The 20,432-nt window shown below is 68.1% G+C and carries 13 protein-coding genes and 2 pseudogenes; 7 read left to right on the forward strand and 8 right to left on the reverse strand.

Annotation, left to right across the window (positions count from 1 at the left end; translation table 11 throughout):
- Positions 1-3 precede the first annotated feature (3 nt).
- Positions 4-1,563, forward strand: coding sequence for a signal recognition particle protein (gene ffh / locus VXJ25_RS01880; protein WP_330957511.1), 1,560 nt, complete (start codon positions 4-6; stop codon positions 1,561-1,563).
- Between the two features lie 937 nt (positions 1,564-2,500).
- Here ffh and pdxR read toward each other — a convergent pair.
- Entirely contained in the window at positions 2,501-3,949 is a 1,449-nt protein-coding gene (pdxR, locus tag VXJ25_RS01885; protein ID WP_330957512.1) for a MocR-like pyridoxine biosynthesis transcription factor PdxR, read from the reverse strand.
- Between the two features lie 178 nt (positions 3,950-4,127).
- On the opposite strand from pdxR, the gene pdxS reads away from it, so the two are divergent.
- Entirely contained in the window at positions 4,128-5,132 is a 1,005-nt protein-coding gene (pdxS, locus tag VXJ25_RS01890) for a pyridoxal 5'-phosphate synthase lyase subunit PdxS (RefSeq protein ID WP_330957513.1), read from the forward strand.
- Entirely contained in the window at positions 5,133-5,726 is a 594-nt protein-coding gene (gene pdxT / locus VXJ25_RS01895) for a pyridoxal 5'-phosphate synthase glutaminase subunit PdxT (protein ID WP_330957514.1), read from the forward strand.
- A gap of 510 nt (positions 5,727-6,236) precedes the next feature.
- Here the strand turns inward: pdxT and VXJ25_RS01900 are convergent.
- Entirely contained in the window at positions 6,237-8,279 is a 2,043-nt protein-coding gene (locus VXJ25_RS01900) for a L,D-transpeptidase family protein (protein WP_330957515.1), read from the reverse strand.
- Positions 8,280-8,510: 231 nt separating this feature from the next.
- Here VXJ25_RS01900 and VXJ25_RS01905 point away from each other — a divergent pair, with 231 nt between their 5' ends.
- The 3 genes from VXJ25_RS01905 to VXJ25_RS01915 all read left to right on the forward strand — a co-directional run bounded on the left by VXJ25_RS01905 (position 8,511) and on the right by VXJ25_RS01915 (position 12,712).
- Entirely contained in the window at positions 8,511-9,350 is an 840-nt protein-coding gene (locus tag VXJ25_RS01905) for a TrmH family RNA methyltransferase (protein ID WP_330957516.1), read from the forward strand.
- Positions 9,351-9,563: 213 nt separating this feature from the next.
- Positions 9,564-10,820: a M20 family metallo-hydrolase gene (locus VXJ25_RS01910; protein ID WP_330957517.1), complete on the forward strand. Its 1,257-nt coding sequence runs from the start codon at positions 9,564-9,566 to the stop codon at positions 10,818-10,820.
- A 245-nt stretch (positions 10,821-11,065) separates the two neighbouring features.
- Positions 11,066-12,712: an ABC transporter substrate-binding protein gene (locus VXJ25_RS01915; protein WP_330957518.1), complete on the forward strand. Its 1,647-nt coding sequence runs from the start codon at positions 11,066-11,068 to the stop codon at positions 12,710-12,712.
- A gap of 70 nt (positions 12,713-12,782) precedes the next feature.
- Here the strand turns inward: VXJ25_RS01915 and mcrC are convergent, their stop codons facing one another.
- The 3 genes from mcrC to VXJ25_RS01930 form a co-directional block, all read right to left on the reverse strand.
- Entirely contained in the window at positions 12,783-13,847 is a 1,065-nt protein-coding gene (gene mcrC, locus VXJ25_RS01920; protein WP_330957519.1) for a 5-methylcytosine-specific restriction endonuclease system specificity protein McrC, read from the reverse strand.
- 2 nt (positions 13,848-13,849) lie between these two features.
- Positions 13,850-15,937, reverse strand: coding sequence for an AAA family ATPase (locus VXJ25_RS01925; protein WP_330957520.1), 2,088 nt, complete (start codon positions 15,935-15,937; stop codon positions 13,850-13,852).
- 530 nt (positions 15,938-16,467) lie between these two features.
- The gene (locus VXJ25_RS01930) at positions 16,468-17,904 is read right to left on the reverse strand and encodes a hypothetical protein (RefSeq protein ID WP_330957521.1); all 1,437 of its coding nucleotides are present in this window, start codon (positions 17,902-17,904) and stop codon (positions 16,468-16,470) included.
- A gap of 691 nt (positions 17,905-18,595) precedes the next feature.
- Here VXJ25_RS01930 and VXJ25_RS01935 point away from each other — a divergent pair.
- A pseudogene (locus tag VXJ25_RS01935) lies at positions 18,596-18,991 on the forward strand (transposase); the annotation flags it as partial.
- 77 nt (positions 18,992-19,068) lie between these two features.
- On the opposite strand, the gene VXJ25_RS01940 reads toward VXJ25_RS01935, so the two are convergent.
- From VXJ25_RS01940 to VXJ25_RS09695, 3 genes and pseudogenes are all read right to left on the reverse strand, one after another.
- The gene (locus tag VXJ25_RS01940; protein WP_330957530.1) at positions 19,069-19,542 is read right to left on the reverse strand and encodes an integrase core domain-containing protein; all 474 of its coding nucleotides are present in this window, start codon (positions 19,540-19,542) and stop codon (positions 19,069-19,071) included.
- Positions 19,491-19,841 (reverse strand): IS3 family transposase, encoded by a 351-nt coding sequence (locus VXJ25_RS01945; RefSeq protein ID WP_330957523.1) that lies wholly within the window; start codon positions 19,839-19,841, stop codon positions 19,491-19,493. Before VXJ25_RS01945 ends, VXJ25_RS01940 begins: the two co-directional genes overlap by 52 nt.
- Before the next feature lie 247 nt (positions 19,842-20,088).
- Positions 20,089-20,346: pseudogene (locus VXJ25_RS09695) on the reverse strand (transposase); the annotation flags it as partial.
- Positions 20,347-20,432 lie beyond the last annotated feature (86 nt).

Genomic DNA, 20,432 nt, shown 5'->3' on the forward strand with positions numbered 1-20,432 from the left:
CACATGGCAGTATTCAGCAGCCTCTCCGACCGCCTCCAGGACACCTTCGACAAGCTGCGCGGCAAGGGCAAGCTCACCGAGGACGACATCAACTCCGCGATGCGCGAGATCCGCCTCGCCCTGCTCGAGGCGGACGTCAACTACCGCGTCGTGCGCGACTTCGTGGCCAAGACCAAGGAGAAGTGCCTCGACGCCGAGGTCCTGGAGTCGCTCAACCCCACGCAGAACGTGGTCCGCATCGTCCTCGAGCAGCTGACCGAGCTCCTCGGCGAGACCGAGAGCGCGCTCGAGCTCGCGCCGCACCGTTCTCCCAACGTGATCATGCTCGTGGGCCTTCAGGGCTCCGGCAAGACGACCGCTGCCTCCAAGCTCGCCTACCTCCTCAAGGGCAAGAGGAAGAAGCCCCTCCTCGCCGCCTGCGACACCCACCGACCGGCGGCCGCTGACCAGCTCGAGACCCTCGGCGCCGAGGTCGGCGTAGAGGTCTACCGTGGCGACGGCAAGGACGCCGTGCGCGTTGCCCGCGAGTCCGTCGACGTCGCTCGCGAGCACGGCTGCGACGTGGTGATCGTCGACACCGCCGGCCGCCTGCAGATCGACGAGGAGATGATGCAGGAGGCCGTCGACATCAAGCGGGCGGTCGACCCCGACCAGATCCTCATGGTCGTCGACGCTATGGGCGGCCAGGACATCGTGAACGTCGTATCCGAGTTCTCCGCGCGCGTGGACTTCGACGGCGTCATCATGTCCAAGCTCGACGGCGACGCTCGCGGCGGCGGCGCTCTCTCCGTCCGCGCGGTCACCGGCAAGCCCATCAAGTTCGCCTCCATGGGCGAGAAGCCCGATTCGCTCGAGGTCTTCAACCCCGACCGCATGGCCAAGCGCATCCTCGGCATGGGCGACATGTACGGGATCATCGAGCAGGCGGAGAAGCTCTCCTCCGAGAAGGACCTCGCCGACGCCGAGCGCATGCTCATGCAGGGCTTCACCATGGACGACATGCTCGCCCAGATGCGCAACATCCGCAAGATGGGCGGCGTGCAGAAGGTGCTCGGGATGCTGCCGGGCATGGAGCGCGCGGTGCAGAAGCAGGGCGCCACGGTCGACGACTCACAGATGGTGGCCATCGAGGCCATGATCCACTCCATGACCAAGAAGGAGCGGCAGGACCCCACGATCATCGACGGCAAGCGCCGCAGGCGCATCGCCCAGGGCTCCGGCCACACCCCGCAGGAGGTCAACCAGCTCTACAAGCAGTGGGAGCAGATGGAGAAGATGATGGGCTCCGTGCGCGGGCTCATCAACCAGGGCAACACCCGCAAGACGGCCCGCATGATGAAGAGCATGATGCGTGGCATGGGCGCGAGCCCCGAGGACCTCGCGCGCCTCGGCATGGACCTGCCCACGGGCGCCGGGGCCGGCGCCGGACGCGCCGGGCGCGGCATGGGCGCGGGCGCTGCGGGTGCCGGCGCCGCCGGCGGCTCCTTCATGCCCCCGGCGCGGAGCCAGCAGCCGAAGAACAGCACGAGGCCGCACAAGAAGTCCAAGAAGAAGCGCCACTAGCCGCGCCGCCACGGCGGCAGCGCGGCGGCAGCGCGGCGGCAGCGCGGCAGCAGCACGGCGGCGGCAGCGCGGTGGAGGCCACCGCGGCGCCAGCGGCGGTCCGGTCTCCCGCGACAGCCCCGCTGCAGTGCCCTCAACCGGAACGTGCATCTGAACGGGTTATGGACGGGCCGGAGGTGCCGGAAGGGCGCCTCCGGCCCGTCCAGTTTCATGCGCACACGCGTTTGCTCATGATTCCGAGGTGAGATTCGGAGCGAGGACCTTCTCGCGGTCGTTCGGATGCCCGCGGCGGGCTCCTCGACCGTCCGGGACCCGTCCATAAGTCGCTGAGATGCACAAATCCATTTCAGGAGTTGCGCCCATACCCCTAGCTGCGCCCATACCCCTAGCTGCGCCCATACCCCGTGGCGGCCTACCGAGCGTGCGCCGAAGGAGGCGGGACGCACTCGACGGCACGGCCGTCTTTGCGGAGCGGCTGGACCAGGAAGAGCGGGCCGAAGGGCGGGCGGCACGGGGCGAGGAACGGGGTGGCTCCAGCTTGCGTGCCCAACGGCATGGCGCACGGCTCGGGGGGTCAGCCAGACGCAGCTCGTCTGTCTCGCCCGTGCATTTCTCCGAGTTGGGGACGGGTCTGGGACGTACACGGGGCGTCTTGACAGGTGCGCGCGTGCGTTTGCCCAGGATTACGAAACGCGATGCGTCCTCACGATGCGGCGTAGGCCTGCCAGGAACCCTTCCGGGGGCCTTCGGCTGCCATCGACCCGTCCATAAGTCGCTGAGATGCACAATCCGATTCGGGAGGTTGCACGCCCGGCTGCGCCGGTCCGCGCCCGCGCTCGCCGCCCCCCGCTATGCCCCCAATGCCACACCCGGCCGCGTCCGGCCGCGTCCGGCCGCGCCCGGTCGCGCCGGTCCGCGCGCCGCCTCTCCGGGCACCCTACCTCGCGATCCCAACCTCCTCCACGAGGCGACCGAGGCACGCAACGAGCACGTCCTGCTGCGCGTCCTCCAGTCGCTCGTACTGCAGCACGAACCGCGCCCGCCTTGACCCCGCGCCCGCGTACGGCAGCCGCGCGAAGGAGGAGAGCGGCGCAAGCCCCACGCCCTTCTCGCGCGCGGCACGTGCGAGCGCCGCCTCTGCCTCCGCCTCCCGTCCGGCCCAGCCCGTCCCGAGCCGGAGGGCGAGCACCAGGTGCAGCCCGGAGTCGGCCTCCTCGAAGCCGACCACGTCGCCGAGCGCCGCGGCAAGCTCGCGGCACAGCCGGTCGCGACGCGCCCTGACCTGGCGGCGGTAGCGCGCCACGTGACCCTCGTAGCCGCCGCCTTCGAGCATGCGCGCCAGCGCCAGTTGGTCGATCAGCCCCATGGTGCCCGCCGCGGCCGAGCTGAGCCCCTCGTAGCGCTCGACGAGCGCGGGCGGCAGCACGGCGTAGGCGGCTCGCACGACGGGGCCCAGCCCCTTGGAGAAGGTCCCGAGGTAGATGACCCTGCCCGTCGCGTCGATGCTCGCCAGCGCGGGGATGGGCCGGCCGGCGAGGCGGAACTCGCAGTCGTAGTCGTCCTCCACGACGAGCCGCCCCGGCCGCTCGGACGCCCACCCCAGCAGCTCGTAGCGCCGGGCGACGCTCATGACCCGGCCGGTCGGGAACTGGTGGGAGGGCATCACGTGCGCGAGCGAGGCGCCGCTCTCCCTCAGCTGCCGCATCGACATCCCCTCGGCGTCGATGGCCACGGAGGCGCAGGACCTGCCCTCCGACTCGTAGGTGCGCGCGATGCGAGGGAACCCCGGGTCCTCGACCGCGAAGCTGGCATCGCGGGGCAGCAGCTGCGACACCAGCTGGTAGAGCACCTGCGCGCCAGCCGCTACGATGACCTGCGACGGGTCGACCACCATCCCGCGCGTGTGCGCGAGCAGGTGCGCGATGTCGGCCTGCAGCCGCGGCAGCCCCTGCGGCGTGAGCGCGGCGAAGGCCTCCTCCAAGTGCTCGGAGGAGAGCACGGCGCGCAGGCTCTTCTCCCAGAGGGCGAGAGCGCCGGGGTCGGGTTGGACCGGCAGCCGCGAGGCGTCGGCGACGAGGGGCCGCTCGGCCTGCCGGGGCTGGCGCGAGGCTGGCACCGGCCTCGCCGCCGGCTGCGGGAGCCGTCCGATCCGTGCGACGTAGTAGCCGCGCCGCGGCTTGGCGACGAGGTAGCCCTCCGCCACGAGCTGCCCGAGGGCGGTCTCCACGGTGATCAGCGAGACGCCGAGCTGGGCCGCCAGCTGGCGTTTGGAAGGCAGCTTCTCGCCAGGCGCGAGCACGCCGCGGACGATGTCGTCGCGCACGTGCCGGCACAGGCTCTCGTAGAGCCCGAGCGCCCCGCGGTCCGATAGATCGTAGTCGAGCACGTTCGCCTCGCTTTCCTTGCCGCTTCCTGGCCATGTCGCCCTCGGCGGGCTGGCCTTGTCCGACCTGCCCGCCTGGCCTTGAACTGGTCTTGCATATTCTATCGATACTGGCCCTTTGTGCAAGGCCAGAGCGGGCCTATCCTCACACTCACGCAAAACGAGCGAAGGGAGAAGGACAATGGCAGAGAAGGACGCGCAGGCAGAGAAGGACGCGCAGGCAGGCGGCACACCGGCCGCCGCCACGCAGCATGCCGCCACAACGGCCGCCGGCGCCGCCGCGGTTCAGGCCCGCGCGCGCGGCTCGGTCCCCGGGCCCGAGCGAGCGCGGCTCAACCGCGAGCTCGCCCAGATGCTTAAGGGCGGCGTCATCATGGACGTCACCACCCCCGAGCAGGCCAGGATCGCCGAGGACGCGGGCGCCTGCGCCGTGATGGCCCTCGAGCGCATCCCGGCCGACATCCGCGCGGCGGGCGGCGTTTCTCGCATGAGCGACCCCAAGATGATCCAGGGCATCCAGCAGGCGGTGAGCATCCCCGTGATGGTCAAGTGCCGGATCGGCCACATCGCGGAGGCGCGCATCCTCGAGGCGATCGACATCGACTACGTCGACGAGTCCGAGGTGCTCTCGCCGGCCGACGACGTCTACCACATCGACAAGACGCGCTTCTCGGTCCCGTTCGTCTGCGGCGCGCGCGACCTGGGCGAGGCCCTGCGGCGCATCGCCGAGGGCGCGTCGATGATTCGCACGAAGGGCGAGCCCGGTACGGGCGACGTGGTCCAGGCCGTGCACCACATGAGGAAGATGCAGCGCCAGATCAGGGAGGTGCAAGCCCTGCGCGAGGACGAGCTCTTCGAGGCAGCCAAGGAGCTGGGCGTGCCCTACGGCCTCGTCCGCGAGGTCCACGACGCGGGCAGGCTCCCGGTGGTGAACTTCGCGGCCGGCGGCGTCGCGACCCCGGCCGACGCGGCCCTCATGATGGAGCTCGGCGCGGAGGGCGTCTTCGTGGGCTCGGGCATCTTCAAGAGCGGCGACCCCGCCAAGCGCGCGGCCGCGATCGTGGGCGCCGTGACCTCGTGGCGCGACCCCGAGCGCCTCGCGTTCCTCTCGCGCGACCTCGGCGAGGCCATGGTCGGCATCAACAAGGACGAGATCGAGCTGCTGATGGCGGAGCGGGGGCAGTAGATGGCGACGGCGGTGCTTGCGCTCCAGGGCGCCTTCGTCGAGCACGAGGGGCGGCTGGCGGAGCTAGGGGAGAAGAGCCTCGAGCTGAGAAGTGCGGAGGACCTCGCGAGGCCCTTCGACAGGCTCGTGCTTCCTGGCGGCGAGTCCACGGTGCAGGGAAGGCTCCTTCGCAGGGAGGGGATGCTCGAGCCGCTGGCCCGGTTGGTCGCGGACGGCATGCCGGTGCTCGCGACCTGCGCGGGCCTGATCCTGCTCGCCGCCAGGATCGAGGACGGCGTCGAGGACGGGCGCGACCGCAGCGGCGTGCGTCCGGCCCGCCACCTCGGCACCCTCGACGTGACGGTCGTGCGCAACGCCTATGGCCGCCAGCTCGGGAGCTTCCATACGCGGGGTGCGGTCGCGGGCGTCGGCGACGACGTGCCGATGACCTTCATCCGAGCGCCCTACGTGGCGGAGGTCGGCCCGGGCGCCGAGGAGCTCGCGCGGGTGGACGGCCGCGTCGTGGCCGTGCGTCAGGGCGCCCAGCTCGCGGTGGCCTTCCATCCCGAGCTCGACCGGGACCTGCGCATCCACGAGGCCCTCCTGGCGTTGTGACCCCGCCCTGGCCAGCGGCCCGGACCGCGGCGTCCCGGCCCCGGGCCCCGGCCCCGGCCCCCGGTCGCCCCCGGTCGCCGGTCCCCGGCCCCGGCCCCCGGCCCCCCGGCCCCGGGCCCGACCGCCGCTGGCCCGAAGCAGTTTCACGGAGCAGCCTTTGCAAATCTGGGAGTTATGGACGGGTCGGGGTGCGCTCGCCTGGCGTCCCCGCCCATCCTGACCAGCGTTCCGAGAGGCGACACGCCGCGTCAGGCCTCCGGCACCCGCTGCCGGGCCTGCTCCGGGCTGCGACCCGTCCCTAAGTCCCGAAAATGCACCAGCCGCTTCCTGGAGCTGCGCTCATGCCGCGCGCCCGGTCCCCCTGGGGAGCCGGGCGCGCTTCTGACGTGCTGTTTTGTGCTGCGAACCCGTCGTCCGCGTGGCCGGGCCGCCGCCAGCCTCGGGCCGGGCCGCCAGCCTCGGGCAGGGCCGCCGGCCGGGCCGTCGCCGGCCTCGGGCCGGGTCGCGCCGCTAGTAGTGCACGACGACCACGTCGCCGACCTTGCACAGGTCCCACAGCGAGCTTGCGGCGGAGTAGGGGAGGTTCACGCAGCCGTGGCTGCCGTTGCCCTGGTAGACGGTGCCACCGAAGGTCGACCTCCAGGTGGCGTCGTGGAAGGCGTAGAGGTTGGAGATGAACGGCATCCACAGCGAGACCTGGCTCACGTAGTCCGGCTCGCCGTCGCCGTTCTCGTCCGAGCCCTTGAGGGTCTGGTCGGTCCCGCGGTTGGAGTTCATGACCCAGACGCCCTCCAGCGTGCCGTGGTCCTTGGACGTGTCGCCAGAGACGAAGTCAGACTCCCACACGAGGTTGCCCGCCTCGTCGTACATGCGCGCGTGCTGCTCGGTGACGTCGACGTCTATGTAGCGCGGGCCCCAGTCCTGCCCGCCCGGGTTGAAGCTCGAGGCGCTCTGCGACATGGACACGTCTATCGCGGGCACGGCGCCGGTGGCGTCGTCGATCGCCTTCGCGATGCTGCTCGCCGTCGCATCCCGGTCGACCTTCCAGCCGTAGCAGTCCGAAAGGTACTCGCCGCCGTGCGTGTCGCAGGTCACGGTGACGCTCTTGCCGTCGGGCCGGGTGTAGGTCCGAGTGGCGCCCACCGAGTCGACGGCGGGGGCCAGCGTGCCGGAGACCCACGCGGATATCGCGGACTCGTCCGCGGAGAGCGCGCCCGTCTCGTCCACGCTGATCCACTGCGCGAGCTGCGCGGGCTCGAGGGTGAAGGCCGTCGTGCCGCCCACCTTCAGCGCCACGGAGGCGCTCACGACCTGGTTCGCCTTGGCGAGCGAGGCCTTGAGCGCGTCGCTCTGCGCGGTGAGCGCGGGCTGCAGGAGCTGGTCCGGGCCGAGCGCGAGCTCGGTGGACTGCTCGCTCACGGCCGTGGCGACCGCGTCCTGCACGGCCTTCTCGTCGAGGGCCGTCCCCACCGAGTCGGGCGTGATGGAGAAGGACCCGGCGCCCGCGTCGTATGCGAGGCCCGCGTTCGTCGGCTGCACGGCACCCTCGTTGAAGGCGGAGACGGCGGCGGAGACGGTCGCGGAGAGCGCGTCGGCGTCGTAGCTCGTGCCCTGCCCCAGGCTGAGCGAGGTCCCGGTCGCGAGCGCCACCGGCCAGGCCCACGGGTTGGTCTGCGCGAGCGCGCCCGCGGCGAGCGACTCGCCGTCGTTGGCGAGCGAGATGTCCGGGCCGCTCACGGTGAGGTCCAGCCCGTCGCCCGTTACGTGCAGCGAGTACGCGTCGTTGGCCTGCGCGACCGAGGCCGCGAGCTCGGCCTTCGACATCCCGGAGACGTCCCGGCCGTTCAGGGTCGTGTTGGGCGCGAAGTGGCTCGAGAACCAGATGGCGCCGCCGACGTAGACCACGCCGAGGCCGCAGACGACGGCCGCCACGGCGATGCGCCCGCGCCGTCCGTGCCTGCGTCCGCCCGCGTCCGCGCCCCCGCGCAGGTGGGCGCGGGGGCCCCTGCCGCCGTCGGGCGCGTGCAGCACTTCGATGCCCTCCTGGCTGGCGTGCGCGCCCTCGGAGGGGAGAAGGACGTCGGCCTGCTCGGCCGGACTGGCCGCGACGCTGGTTGCTGCCAGGGCGTCCGCCTCGGTCCCGGCGCCGTCGCCCCCGGCACCCGCGCCAGCGGCGGGGCTCGCGCCTGCTAGGTCGCCCGCCTCGGCACCCGCGCTAGCCCCGGCACCCGCGCCCGACGCGCCGCCGTCGGTGTCCTCGAGCGCGTTAGCGCCCATGACCAGCGTCGTGTCGGGGCCCTCGGGGTCGGGCAGGTCCCAGGCGCCGGGCTGACGCAGCTGGGTCGGGGCGTCATCAGGGGAGAAGGACGGCGCGCTTGCGGCTCCCTGCGTGGCGTCCGCCTGCGCCTCGGCGAGCCCCGCGGCGCCCTGCGTCCCTGCGGCATCCGTCCCCGCGGCGCCCTCCTCCCCGGCGATCCTTGCGGTCTCCTCGGCGAGTATCTGAGCGACGATGTCCTGTGCAGACCTGTCGTCGCGCTCGGTTCCTTCTGACATCAAACTCACCCTTCCGTGTATCCATCGGGCCGCGCGCCTGCCGGGAGGCGGGCACGCGGCGCCGTAGGGCAGCGATGTGCGGTCTCTGGCGGGCAGCCGGAGCCACCCGTCGGGCTACCGGAGCAACCCGGCGGGCTACCGGAGCAACCCGGCGGGCTGCCGACGCAGCCCGAACTGGTTGAGTAATAATAGCCCGTACCGATAAGACGTGTCTGAGGCGGGTGACTTTCCATGACAACCATACGAGTGGACGACGAGGCCGACGAGCGCCTCGCGCCCTACGCGCGCCTGACCGAGCACCAGCTCAAAAACAGGCTCGACGAGAGTCGGGGCATGCTCGTCTGCGAGTCGAGGATCGCGATCGAGGTGGCGCTCGCGGAGGGCGTGGAGCCCCTGTCGCTGCTGACCGACGAGGGCCACATCGACGCCCAGCGCGACCTTATCGCCCGCCTCGCCCCGGACGTGCCCGTCTATGTGCTGCCGCGCGAGCGCCTGCAGCGCCTCATCGGCTTCCGCCTCGAGCGCGGCCCGCTCTGCGCCATGAGGCGCCCACGGACGCCCCCGGTGGAGGAGGTCCTCGAGGGCGCGCGCAGCGTCGCCGTCCTCGAGGGGCTCGTGGACGTCTCCAACGTGGGCGCCGTCTTCCGCTCCGCCGCCGCGCTCGACGTGGACGCGGTCCTCGTGGCCCCGACCTGCGCGGACCCCTACGTGCGCCGCGCGGTGCGCGTCTCCATGGGGACCGTCTTCCAGGTGCCGTGGGCGCGGGTGGAGAAGGACGCGTGGCCGCGCGCGACCATGGCGCTGCTGCGCGAGAGGGGCTTCACCTGCTGCGCGATGGCCCTGGAGGAGGGGGCGCTCGCGCTCGACGACCCCTCGCTCGCCGCCCTCGACCGCGTGGCCCTGCTCTTCGGCTGCGAGGGGACGGGCCTCACCCGCCCCGTGATCGAGGCGTGCGACCGCACGGTCGTCATCCCGATGTCGCACGGCGTGGACTCGCTCAACGTGGCGGCCTCGAGCGCCGTCGCGTTCTGGGAGCTCTGCCACAAGCGCGCGCGACGCGCTGGTGCGTAGTCCTCTCTCGCGCCCGGCTCCATCCGTTACGGATAGGCGACTTCCTCGTCACGACCTCGATGCCTGCCCTGTCGTTGGTATACGGTTGCCTTGTGCCAGTCTGCTCGACGCCGTGCGTCGCGCCGTCGCCGTGCCGCCCTGGCACCGGCAGGCCGCATCCGCCGCGAATGGTGGCTCCTGCCGGAGGGAAGGCCCACGAGGTAAGGAGCTCTCATGAACGGCGCGATCGGTACCGAGGTCCGTAGGGACGAGCTGGAGGGGTGGATCGAGGGCATCGCCGCCTTCAACGCCACGCCGGGGGAGGGCGTCACCCGTGAGGTGTACACGCCCGAGTTCCAGGAGGCCAGAAGCTACGTCATCGACCGGATGCGCGAGCTCGGGCTCGAGGTCCGCGAGGACTGCCTCGGCGACGTCTTCGGCACCTACGCCGGGACGGACCCCACGGCGGCGCCGGTCTGGACGGGCTCCCACATCGACACGGTGCCCAACGGCGGAAGGTACGACGGCCTGGCCGGCGTCTTCGCCGGGCTCGAGTCCGTCGCCGCCATGCGGCGCGCCGGCGTGCGCCCCAGGCGCCCGGTATCGGTTAACGTCTACGCCGGCGAGGAGATGAGCCGCTTCGGCGTCTGCTGCATCGGCAGCCGCGCCATCTCGGGGCGCCTGACCGCCGCCGACCTCGTCTCCCACGCCGACCCCGAGGGCACGACCCTCGCGGAGGCGCTGCAGCGCCTCGGCTATGACACCGAGCGATTCGGGAGCAAGTTCCCGCGCAGGGAGCCCGTCCACGCGAGCCTCGAGCTGCACATCGAGCAGAGCGACCACCTCGAGCGCGCCGGCGTGCCGGTCGGCGTCGTGACCGGGATCTGCGCCCCCACCAACCTGGTCTGCGAGGTCCGTGGCGTCCAGTCGCACGCGGGCGGCACGAGCATGCGGGACCGCCGCGACGCCTACATGGCGGCGGCGGAGACGGGCCTGCTGCTGGAGCGCCTCGCGCGGGAGTCCACGAGCGCCTACATCACCGGTACGGTCGGCAGGCTCGCGCTCGTCCCCGGCGTGGCCAGCGTGATCCCCGGCAGGGCCACCTTCACGGTGGACGTCCGCTCGGTGAGCGCGGCGGACAAGGACGCGCTGGTGCGGGACCTCGAGGCGGGCGCACGAGAGATCGCCCGGCGCCGCGGGGTCGAGGTCTCCTTCGAGCTTTTGAACGACGACGCCCCGCTCGCCTGCGACGAGCACCTCACCTCCGTGCTCAGGGGGCGTGCGGACGAGCTCGGCGTCGCGCACATGGACGTGGTGAGCGGCCCCTACCACGACAGCCTGATGCTCGGCGACCTCATGCCGGTGGCGATGCTGTTCGTCCCCTGCAAGGGCGGGATCAGCCACGACCGCGCGGAGAGCATCGACTACGACGACCTGGTCAAGGGGACGGCGGTCCTCGCCGAGGGCCTCGCGCGAATCGCCGACGAGTAGCCCTCGTCACGCCCCGCCGCGCCCGAGCCACACCGCCGCCCCTCGAGCCGCCTCGACCGCGCGCATATGTTCCGCAAACTGCCACAAATCTGAAACAGTCTTCGCTAAGACTCTTCTTACCTAAGTTAAGGCCCAGAGGCAGGGGCCGGACAAGGCCACGAGGCCGGGACCGCGGCCGGGGCCGCAGCAGTGGCCGCAGGCAGGCGACAAGGACGCGCGCGTCCAGAGACGAAGGGGGAGCGACGATGGGTGATTCGTGCATGACGAGGCGGGCCTTCGTGAGGGGGACGGCCTCGGCCGGCGCGGCGGCTGCGGGTGCGGCGGCGATCGGCGCCACCGGCGCGCTCGCCGGCTGCGGCCAGGGCGCGTCAGACACCAGCACGGAGAAGCGGAAGGTCCTGCGCTTCGGGCAGGCCAACTCCAAGCAGGGCCTCGACATGCAGAAGTCGACGAGCTCCCAGTCCTCCTCCATCTCCGACACCATCTTCGAGACCCCGCTGCTCTTCACGGAGGAGAACGAGCTGGTGCCGCTGCTCTTCACGGAGGTCCCGGCGCCGGAGGCCGACGGGGTGACCTACCACTGCACGCTCAAGGGCGGAGTGACCTTCCACGACGGCTCCGCCCTCACGGCGGACGACGTCAAGTTCACGTTCGAGCGCATGTTCACGCCCGCCACCGGCGCCAAGTCCACGTACCTCTACGACATGATCGCAGGTGCCAAGGAGATGCTCGCGGGCACTGCGACCGAGCTTGCAGGCCTCACGGTCGAGGACGACACCCACCTGACCTTCGTCCTCACGGAGCCCTACGCCTGCTTCGCCAGGAACCTCGGCTCCTCCTACGCGCAGGTCTTCCCGCGCGACGCCTGCACCGCGGCGGGCAGCTCCTGGGGCACCGGCACCAGCTGCGTCGGCACCGGCCCCTACAAGATGGAGAGCAACGACGACACCACCGAGGTCGTGCTCGTGAGGAACGACTCCTACCACGGGGACAGGCCCCCGCTGGACGAGGTGCGCTACCGCTACTTCGACGACGTCAACACCAAGATGCTCTCCTTCAAGAACGGCGACATCGACTGGTGCGACCTAGACGGCTCCCTGCTCGCGACCTACCAGCAGGACCCCGACGTCAAGGACCTGATCGTCTCCTACGACACGCTGGGAACCTACTTCGTGGCGCTCAACCTGAGCGAGGGGAAGGGCCTCGAGGACGCGGACGTCCGCCGCGCGCTCTCCCTGGCGATCGACCGCGACAAGCTCGTCGAGACCGTGCTCTCCGGCGCCGGCACGCCGGCGAGCGGCTTCCTGACGCCGCAAGAGCCTGGGTTCGACAAGGACGCGCCGGTCTTCGCGTACGACCCGGACGAGGCGGCCAGGATCCTGGGCGAGAAGGGCGCGCCGTCCCTCCTCATCCAGGTCAGGGCGCAGGACCAGAACGTCGCCGTCGCCATCCAGGACTTCTGGTCCAAGGCGGGCGTCAGCTGCGAGGTCAACACGGTCGACAACGGCGTGTGGGCGCAGGACCGCGCGGCGGGCAACCTCCAGGTGACGCTCCTGGGGTGGTTCCCCGCCTACGCCGACGGCGACAACAACATGTACACGTACTTCCTGAGCTCCACGGCGGAGAAGAACTCGTCCTTCTACAACAACCCCCACGTGGACGAGCTCCTCGTGGCGGCCCGGGCGTCGACGGACGAGGAGGCGCGCGCCGACATGTACAAGGAGGTCGACGACATCGTGACGCGCCAGGACTACGCGGTGCTTCCGCTCTTCTACCCCAAGCACCAGTTCGTCGCGAAGGACTACGTCGAGAACGCGAAGGTCGGCAACCTCATCTACCACGTGCGCGGCGTGGACGTCGACACCACGAAGGAGGACTACCCGGCCGAGTGACGCAGGGGGCGCCGTGCGTCGTTGGCGAAGCCCGGCGAGGGCACTCGCAGAGGGTCCGTTTTCCTGCCGTCTAGGGAGCCTCGCGGAAGTGCTCGTCGACGATTCCGTCGAGCTGGGCGCGGACCCCTTCGAACGGTACGTCGAGGTCGAGCGACCGCACGCTTATCCGGTTGCCGCTCATCTGGTAGGTCCCGTCTGGTTGGACGGCCTCGTCGGTCCTCGCGTAGAGCAGCATGCCGGAGACCTCGTGCGGCAAGCCCAGCCCCGCGAGCTCTGCCTCCTCGTTCTTCACATAGGTGAATATCTGGTACAGGTGCGCGGAGCGGAGCTTGGCGACGTCGTAGTGGCTCTGCGTCGCGTGCGCGTAGAACTTGGCGTCGATGATGAGGACGTCGTTACCCCTGGAGAGGACGACGTCGCTCTGCATGACGGGAAGCATCGCCTCTGCGCCGTCGTCGAGCGCCCACCTGATCTGGGGCGAGGACGCCCTCACGTCGGGGCGCTCCGCCCTGTAGTATTCGAGGACGAACTTCTCGAAGAGCCTGCACATGTGCTGGTCGTCGACGAACCGCGCGAGCTTCAGCTCGCCCTCTTCGGTGGTGATCAGCATGCCCTCGAGGACGAGCCGGCAGACGCCGAGAAGGACGCGGTAGGAGAGGTTGTTCCTCTGGAAGCGGAACGAGTCCCAGCGTATCCCCGAGGGGTCGAGCACCTCGACGTCCGAGAAGAACGGCAGGGTCCGGCGCAGCTCCGCGCGACGCCCCTCGCTGACCTCGCCGTGCCCGAGCAGAAGCAGCGCCGTCGTCTTGAGCACGCGGTTGAACGGGTTGTCCTCGGACAGCTCGTCGTACTCGCAGGAGACGCGGCGCTCGCGCAGGATTGCGTGGCGCATGGTGCCGCTCGGGTCGATGCGCCCCCGCACGGTGGGCAGGCTCTCGCGACGCGGCTGGTACGTACGGTAGAGGCCCTGCTTCACCTGTCGCGCCATGCCCTTCGCCAGGACGGCGGCGAAGAGGTCGTGCATGTGCTCGAAGTCCTCGCCAGCGAGGTCTTCGTACTCGTCCAGGCGGAGCGCCCGAAAGGCGTAGGCGAGCATGTAGTAGACGTTCTTGATGAAGATGCTCCCGTACCTCACGGCTACCCCTGGAACACCGCGTGGAGCACGTTGTCCCAACGCGCCACCTTCGAGTCGTCATCGAACCAGTACTCGGACAGCATCGGCAGTATCTCGAAGTCCACGACCTCAAGGCACCACTCGTCGGCGTCCTCGCTCGCATCGTGCCCGCAGAAGTAGCTGTGCCCTATGCGGAACCCCTTGCCGAGCGAGCCGTCGCGGGCGATCTCCGCGTTGAGCTCTTCGACCTTGGCCACCAGCTCGTCGACCGTGTCGCTGGCAAGGGACTCGCGGTACCTCGTGAAGCCCTCGGTGTCGAACGCGGGGGCCATGTCGAAGAAGCTGAATCTCCTGCGCAGCGCGTAGTCGATCATCGCGAGGCTGCGGTCGGCGGTGTTCATCATGCCGATTATGTACACGTTGCCGGGAACGCTGAAGGGCGCGTCGCCATAGGGGAGGGTCACCTTGGCGACGTCGCGGTAGTCGGCCTCGACGAGCATGAGGAGCTCCCCGAATATCCTGCTCAGGTTCCCTCGGTTGATTTCGTCGATGATGAAGAAGAACGGCTTGTCCGGCTGGTTCTCGGCCCTCTTGCAGAAGCGGTAGAAGACGCCGGGCCTCCACGCGAAGCCCTCCTCCTCCGGCCGCCAGCCGCCGACGAAGTCCTCGTAGGAGTAGCTCTGGTGGAACTGCACGAACTCTATGCGGTCGTCGTCCCTCTCGCCCATGATCGACCAGGCGAGGCGACGGGCGCAGAAGGTCTTTCCCACGCCGGGGGCGCCCTGAAGGATGACGTTCTTCTTCCTCAGGAGGACGGCGCGCAGCCTCTCGTAGCGCGCCTCGTCCATGTAGACGTCGTCGAGGAAGTCGCCCTTGTCGTAGGGATCATGCTGCCCCTCTCTGGAAACGGGGTTCTCCTCGCGGATGAGGTCGACGATGAAGTCGTACTCGTCGGGCGTCAGCTTGAACAGGGTCCCCCGTGGGTTGGTGAAGTACTGCATGTTCGCGAGCTCGGGGCAGTCGTGCAGGGTCCTGTAGTCGATGGGCGTGGCGAGCGTTTCGAGCTTCTCGAAGTCAAGGCTCTGCCCGTCCTGCTCGGCGGCGATCCGCCCGATCGCCACGACTTGCTTTACGGGATACGACTCGTAGCCGATGACCATGTCGCCGGTCCTCGCGTCGAGGAAGTTCTGGTAGATGCGCCGCTTGCCCCCGCTCTCGTTGAGGAGCGTGTAGGGCTGCACCTCGCCGACGGAGATGTTCGAGAAGCTCCAGATTCTGGGGTTCGCGTTGAGCCACCAGAAGCCATGGGCGGTGGCATCGTCTGCGTCTTCTGCAGAGGGGGTGACGCAAGGTGCGGTTACGTTTGGTGCATCCGTCTCCGGCTGCTCGGGGCACTCGTTGGCATGGCGGCTGATGTAGAAGCAGACGTCTGCGGTCAGGGTGCGTAGCTCCGGGTCCGGATAGCACTCGGACGTGAGGTTGGACCTCAGGAGCGAGACCAGCTCGGCGTCCTGCTTGAGCGCCTCGCGTATCTCATCATAGAGGGCGAGGTGGTTGCGCAGGTTGCTCGCGTAGCGGCCCTTCTTGATCTCATAGCCGCTCCCGAGCTCTTTGGCAACGGCCTTGACCTCGCTGTACTTGTAGACATAGTACCTGTCGGGGAAGCGCAGCCAGAGGTAGGTGGTGACCGTGTTCTCGTCTTGGTAGTGGTGCAGGGTGGTGTCCTGACCGCGGACGGCGCGCAGAACGTCCGTGGCCCTCCCCTTGAACGTCGCGATGCGCTCGTAGTAGTCGCGCGTCTCGTCGAAGAGGTCGACGAACATGGACCGGACTTCCTCCGGTCGTTCCCTGGCGAGCTCGACGATCATGCGCGCCGGGAAGTTGCCGGACGACACGAGGAGGTTTCCGCACTTGCTGAGCGATTGCTCGAGCATATCGCCAAAGTCGTCGGCGCCTGCGTCCCAGACGTCCTGGAAGTGCCTTACGGCCTCCCACTTGTATCTCTCTTCGGGCCATTGGCTCCGTTCGAACGCCTGCTTGTAGTCGACGAGGATCTCGCTCAGTCGCGCATGGTCGAACATGCTGTTGCCTAACTCTCGAAGTGTCCTCACGGTCTCAGTTCCTAGCCTACGCCGCTGAATGTGCACCGCTGCGTTCCGTCTGCATAAGCCGGGCATTGCTTGCTGCCCGAATAGCATGCGTCTTCCCTGAGCGTCGTTGGCTGGATGTTCGTCATCCGATTGTAGAAGCGGTCATGGTGGGCTGCGATGTTCCTTACGGTGACCAGATGGTGCATCCAGCTTTACGGTGCCGTTGCTTGGTCCCACACGAACCGGCAATCGCGGCAGCAGCTCCCACATTGCCGCCGCGATTGCCGGCCTGCTGTAAGCGGAACACGTCCCAGCGTATCCCCGAGGGGTCGAGCACCCCGACGTCCGAGAAGAACGGCAGGGTCCGGCGCAGCTCCGCGCGACGCCCCTCGCTGACCTTGCCGTGTTTGAGCAGGAGCAGCGCCGTCGCCGAGGAGGAACAAAAGGACGGAACCTTTCGATTCCGTCCTTATTGGTAAGGCTCTTATGCTTTACAGTTCGCAGCAAGGAAGCTACGCCATTGCGGGGGACCGCATCGGGGCGAAGGCTACCTACTCGTGGTAGTGGTACATGGCCACCTTAACGAAGGTCTCCGCGGAGGAGTAGCTGAACTTGCCCTTGCCGACCTTCTGGGGGTCGTATTCGGACTGTCGGATGACTCCGCAATAGTCTTCGGCCGCCTTGGCAAAGTCCTTGCTCTGAACGAACTTGTACGGATTCACGCGCCACCTTACCTCGTTTTTGTCGGAATCGTATTCCATGCAAGCCCTGAGGCCGTAGACGAGCGGGTAGATGAAGCCGTCTGGCACCGGCTGCTCAGAATCGAGGCCGAAGAATGGGGTCGTGTATTCACCGGACTTATGCTGCATGCTCTTCACGGCGCTAATCTTCCCATATGAGCCGCCCGGCCTGTTGTAGTACTTCGGGAAGCTCTGATAGATCAGGTCAAAGGCGCGCGGTATGTCTACGGCAACCTTCAGGGCGCTGAGCACCTGCTGGTCGTGCAGCTCCTTCTCGGTTCCGTTCGTGTTTGCGGTGGAGATCCTTGGATCCCGCATGAGGGTGAGGTACTTGTCCAGACATTGTCCCTTGCCACTGTAGATCGCCGTTGCCTTGGGCGGGTCCACCACGGCATCCTCCCCCTTCACCCAAGTCGTCAGCGAGAGGGGAATCCATGCGAGAGCGATCAGGTTGCGGCTTTCAATCGTCCCGCCGTCGTTGGTCTTCCAGCTGATGTTCCTTGCGAACTCCGGCTCCTTCTCCTCAAAGAGGGAGCGGAAGGCGTCGAACAGGCCCTCTTTGTTGCCCTTGGTACCCGCCGTGAGCTGGGCGTTATTGTTGCGAGCGTCGCAGATTTCAAGCAGGGAAGAGCGGAAGGTCTCGAGGCACTCCGCGTCGTTTTGGTCGGCCGGGATTAGCATCTCCGTAGGAATGAGGAAGTTGAGGGTCCCGATTCCGTCCTGCTCGAGCTCGGCACGACCCTCATCGCTAGCGATGCGCTGGAGGTAGCTGTCGATGTCCTGGCGAGCTTCCTTCCAGACCCTCTTGAAGTCGGCCCAGAGATTGACGTCCCTCTTTCTCGGCGTGGTCTTTCCGGCGGCAATCTCTGCCTGGTTGAGGATGTAGAGGCCTATCGCCAGCATGTTGTGGCCTCCATCCAGTACGCCTTCGATACTGCGGTCATCGAAGATCAGACTATAGCGTCCCCGGTCAAGCTGCTCGTATTGTGACGTGGCAAGAAGGATGCCCTTGGTCTTGAATGGGAAGAGCTTCTGGCCCTGATTGAGGTCGTCGTTAGCAATGGAGGCCTCGATTGCATCTGTGACGCTCCCGAGGCGGGAGTTCCTCGGGTTTGCCTCAAGGTCCAACGCATCGATGACATTGACGATGAAGCGTGCCGGCATCAGCCCAAACACACGCTTGATGACCCCGACCGTCTGCTCCGAGGACTGCTTAAGCCGAATTGTTACTGGTGACTCGTGTGTCATGACGATCCCTTCTCTAGCCGTCGGCGAGAAGCGAATCGGAGACCCTCTCGAGAGAAAAGAAGGGCCGGTCTCCCGGCTCCAGTCAATGCATACGCATCTCTCTTGCGTACATTGTCTTGGAATCGTCCGATTCCACATCTCCAGCACCCATCCGGGTTGCTGCGGAGATGATCTCTCGACAGTGAGGAAAGATCAAGATCTAACGTCAGAATTTTTGGCGAGCGGGTTGCCGGCGGATTCTTGAGAGGAGACAGACGCTATTGAGCGGATTTGGCTACATCTACGCGAGGATGTTACTCTGTTCCTCCACATTACCCTGTCGCTTACGACCTGTAGAGTGGCTGACACTCCAAAGTCTGGGCCTGGTCGTGAACCGAAGCCCGTGGACTGAGGCGTGCGCAAATCGCACCGGCCGCTTGGCTGCAGCATGCCTTCACCGTGATACGTCACTGGCGTAGCGGCTGCATAGGCTAGGATGCAGGGGAGCCGATAGGTGGGGATGGATAAGAGCAAGGACTCGCTCGTCTCAAGCCCGCTGCCATTTCAGAGAGTCTGAGACAGTAGTGGTTACGTACAATTTCTTTCGCAAATTGACAGCTGAATACATCCAGATAACAGAGCATGGCCCCATGCCATCGGTACTATTTGAAACGACCAAGAACCAAATATCTACCGAAGGAGGCATGGAGCCATGTCCGATCCCATCGTATCAGTCGACGAGGAGTCCCTGAGGAAGGACATCGTCGAACTCGTCAGGAAGACAGTCCAAGATACCCTCAATGCCCTGCTCGAGCAGGAGGTCGAGGAGATGGTGGGCGCCGAGAGATACGAGCACGCCGCCGGCCGCGAGGCCTACCGCAGCGGCCACTACAGGCGCAAGCTCGTCACAACATCGGGGCAGATCGAGCCCGACGTGCCCAAGCTGCGCGGAGCGACCTTCCAGACCGCCGTCATCGAGCGCTACCGCAGGCGCGAGACCAGCGTCGAGGAGGCCATCATCGAGACGTGCCTGGCTGGCGTCTCCACCAGGCGCATCGAGGACGTCAGCGAGATCCTCTGGGGCGCCGGGGTCTCGGCAGGCACCGTCTGAAGTGGCAGAGAGTCTGAGACAGTAGTTGGCTTGCCCTTCCGAATCCCAGCCTACCGATACCCTTGCATCCTAGCCTACGCCGCATGCGCTATGCCGCTGAAGTACCACGAGGAGGGCGTCTCGTAGCCCAGCGACTGGTGGGGCCTGCTGTCGTTGTATTCGTCCACGAACCTCCGTATGATGGCCTCTAGCTGCGCCGGTGTCTCGTACTCCGCGTTCCTCAGGCACTCCGACTTCAGCGTCCCGGACCACCTCTCCATCAGCACGTTGTCGGCCCAGCGGGCCCTGCCGTCCATGCTCTGCTCCACGTGCCTGGAGGCGAGCGGCGAGACGTAATCCTCCGAGCCGAAGACCGACCCCTGGTCGCTGCTCATCGCGGACGGCGTGCCATGGGCCTCGAAGGCGTCCCTCGCGCAGGCGATGACCTCGCGCGCCCGCATGGTGTCGGAGAGCCTCCACGACACGACGTACCTCGAGTGCCAGTCGATGACCGCGGTCAGGCACGTGTGGCGGCCCCCATCTGCACGTACGTGACGTCCGTGCTCCAGACCTGGTCGGGGAACCCCTCGGCCTTGCCGCGGAGCAGGTACAGGAAGCGCCTCGACGCCTTCGCCGGCGCCGAGAGCGACGGCAGGGGGCAGCAGGGTCGCACGCCCATGAGCCCCATCAGCCTCGTTACGCGCCACCTGGTGGCGGACGGCTCGCCGGACTCGCGCAGCATGTGGGCGATCTTTCTGGCGCCGTAGGCGGGGTGCCCCACGTGCTCGCGGTCGACCGGGGCCGCCAGGCGCTCGTCCTCCTCCGGCCAGTGCGCATCGTCGGCGCCGTCCGTCCCGGGGCGCCCCATGTCGCGGTAGGCGGTGGCGCGGCCCGCCCCCAGCAGCTCGCACGCCCTCGCGCGGGGCAGCCCCTCGGGAAGCCCGCCTGCCGCGGCGCGCCTCCTCGGGGTCGTAGCCGTTGTCGTCGCAAAACCGGCGGAGGAAGTCGCGCTCGGCGGTGAGCTGCCCTATCTTGCGCAGCGCCTCGTCGTACCTCTCCCGCGCGGCCTCCTCCGACCTCTTCCTCTCGCGGTCCTGCTGGGTCTTACCGAACACGTCGTCGGCGCCGCCGAGCAGCTCGTCGCGCCACTCCGCGGCCAAAGACGGGCTCACGCCGTGCTCCGCGGCGACCTGGCTGAGCGTCTTCTCGCCGCGCACGACGTCTATCGCGACCGCCATCTTGAACTTCGGTGTGTAGGTCTTCCTCGTGGTCTTCGACACTTCTCTCCTCGCAATCCGTGCCCTCCGGCACATCATTGCGGGATTCGGAAGAATAGGGCTCTTCGGTGGTTTCTGTGGGAGAGATTCCGGCATAGGCCCAGCTCAGCGGGCGAAAACAACGATCTGGAACTGAAACGGCCCCGGGAGGGGCCGTTTCCGCGTCATCCGCCTATGATTGC

Origin of the sequence: Olsenella absiana (assembly GCF_036408855.1) — a bacterium.
Classification (GTDB): Bacteria; Actinomycetota; Coriobacteriia; order Coriobacteriales; family Atopobiaceae; genus Olsenella_K; species Olsenella_K absiana.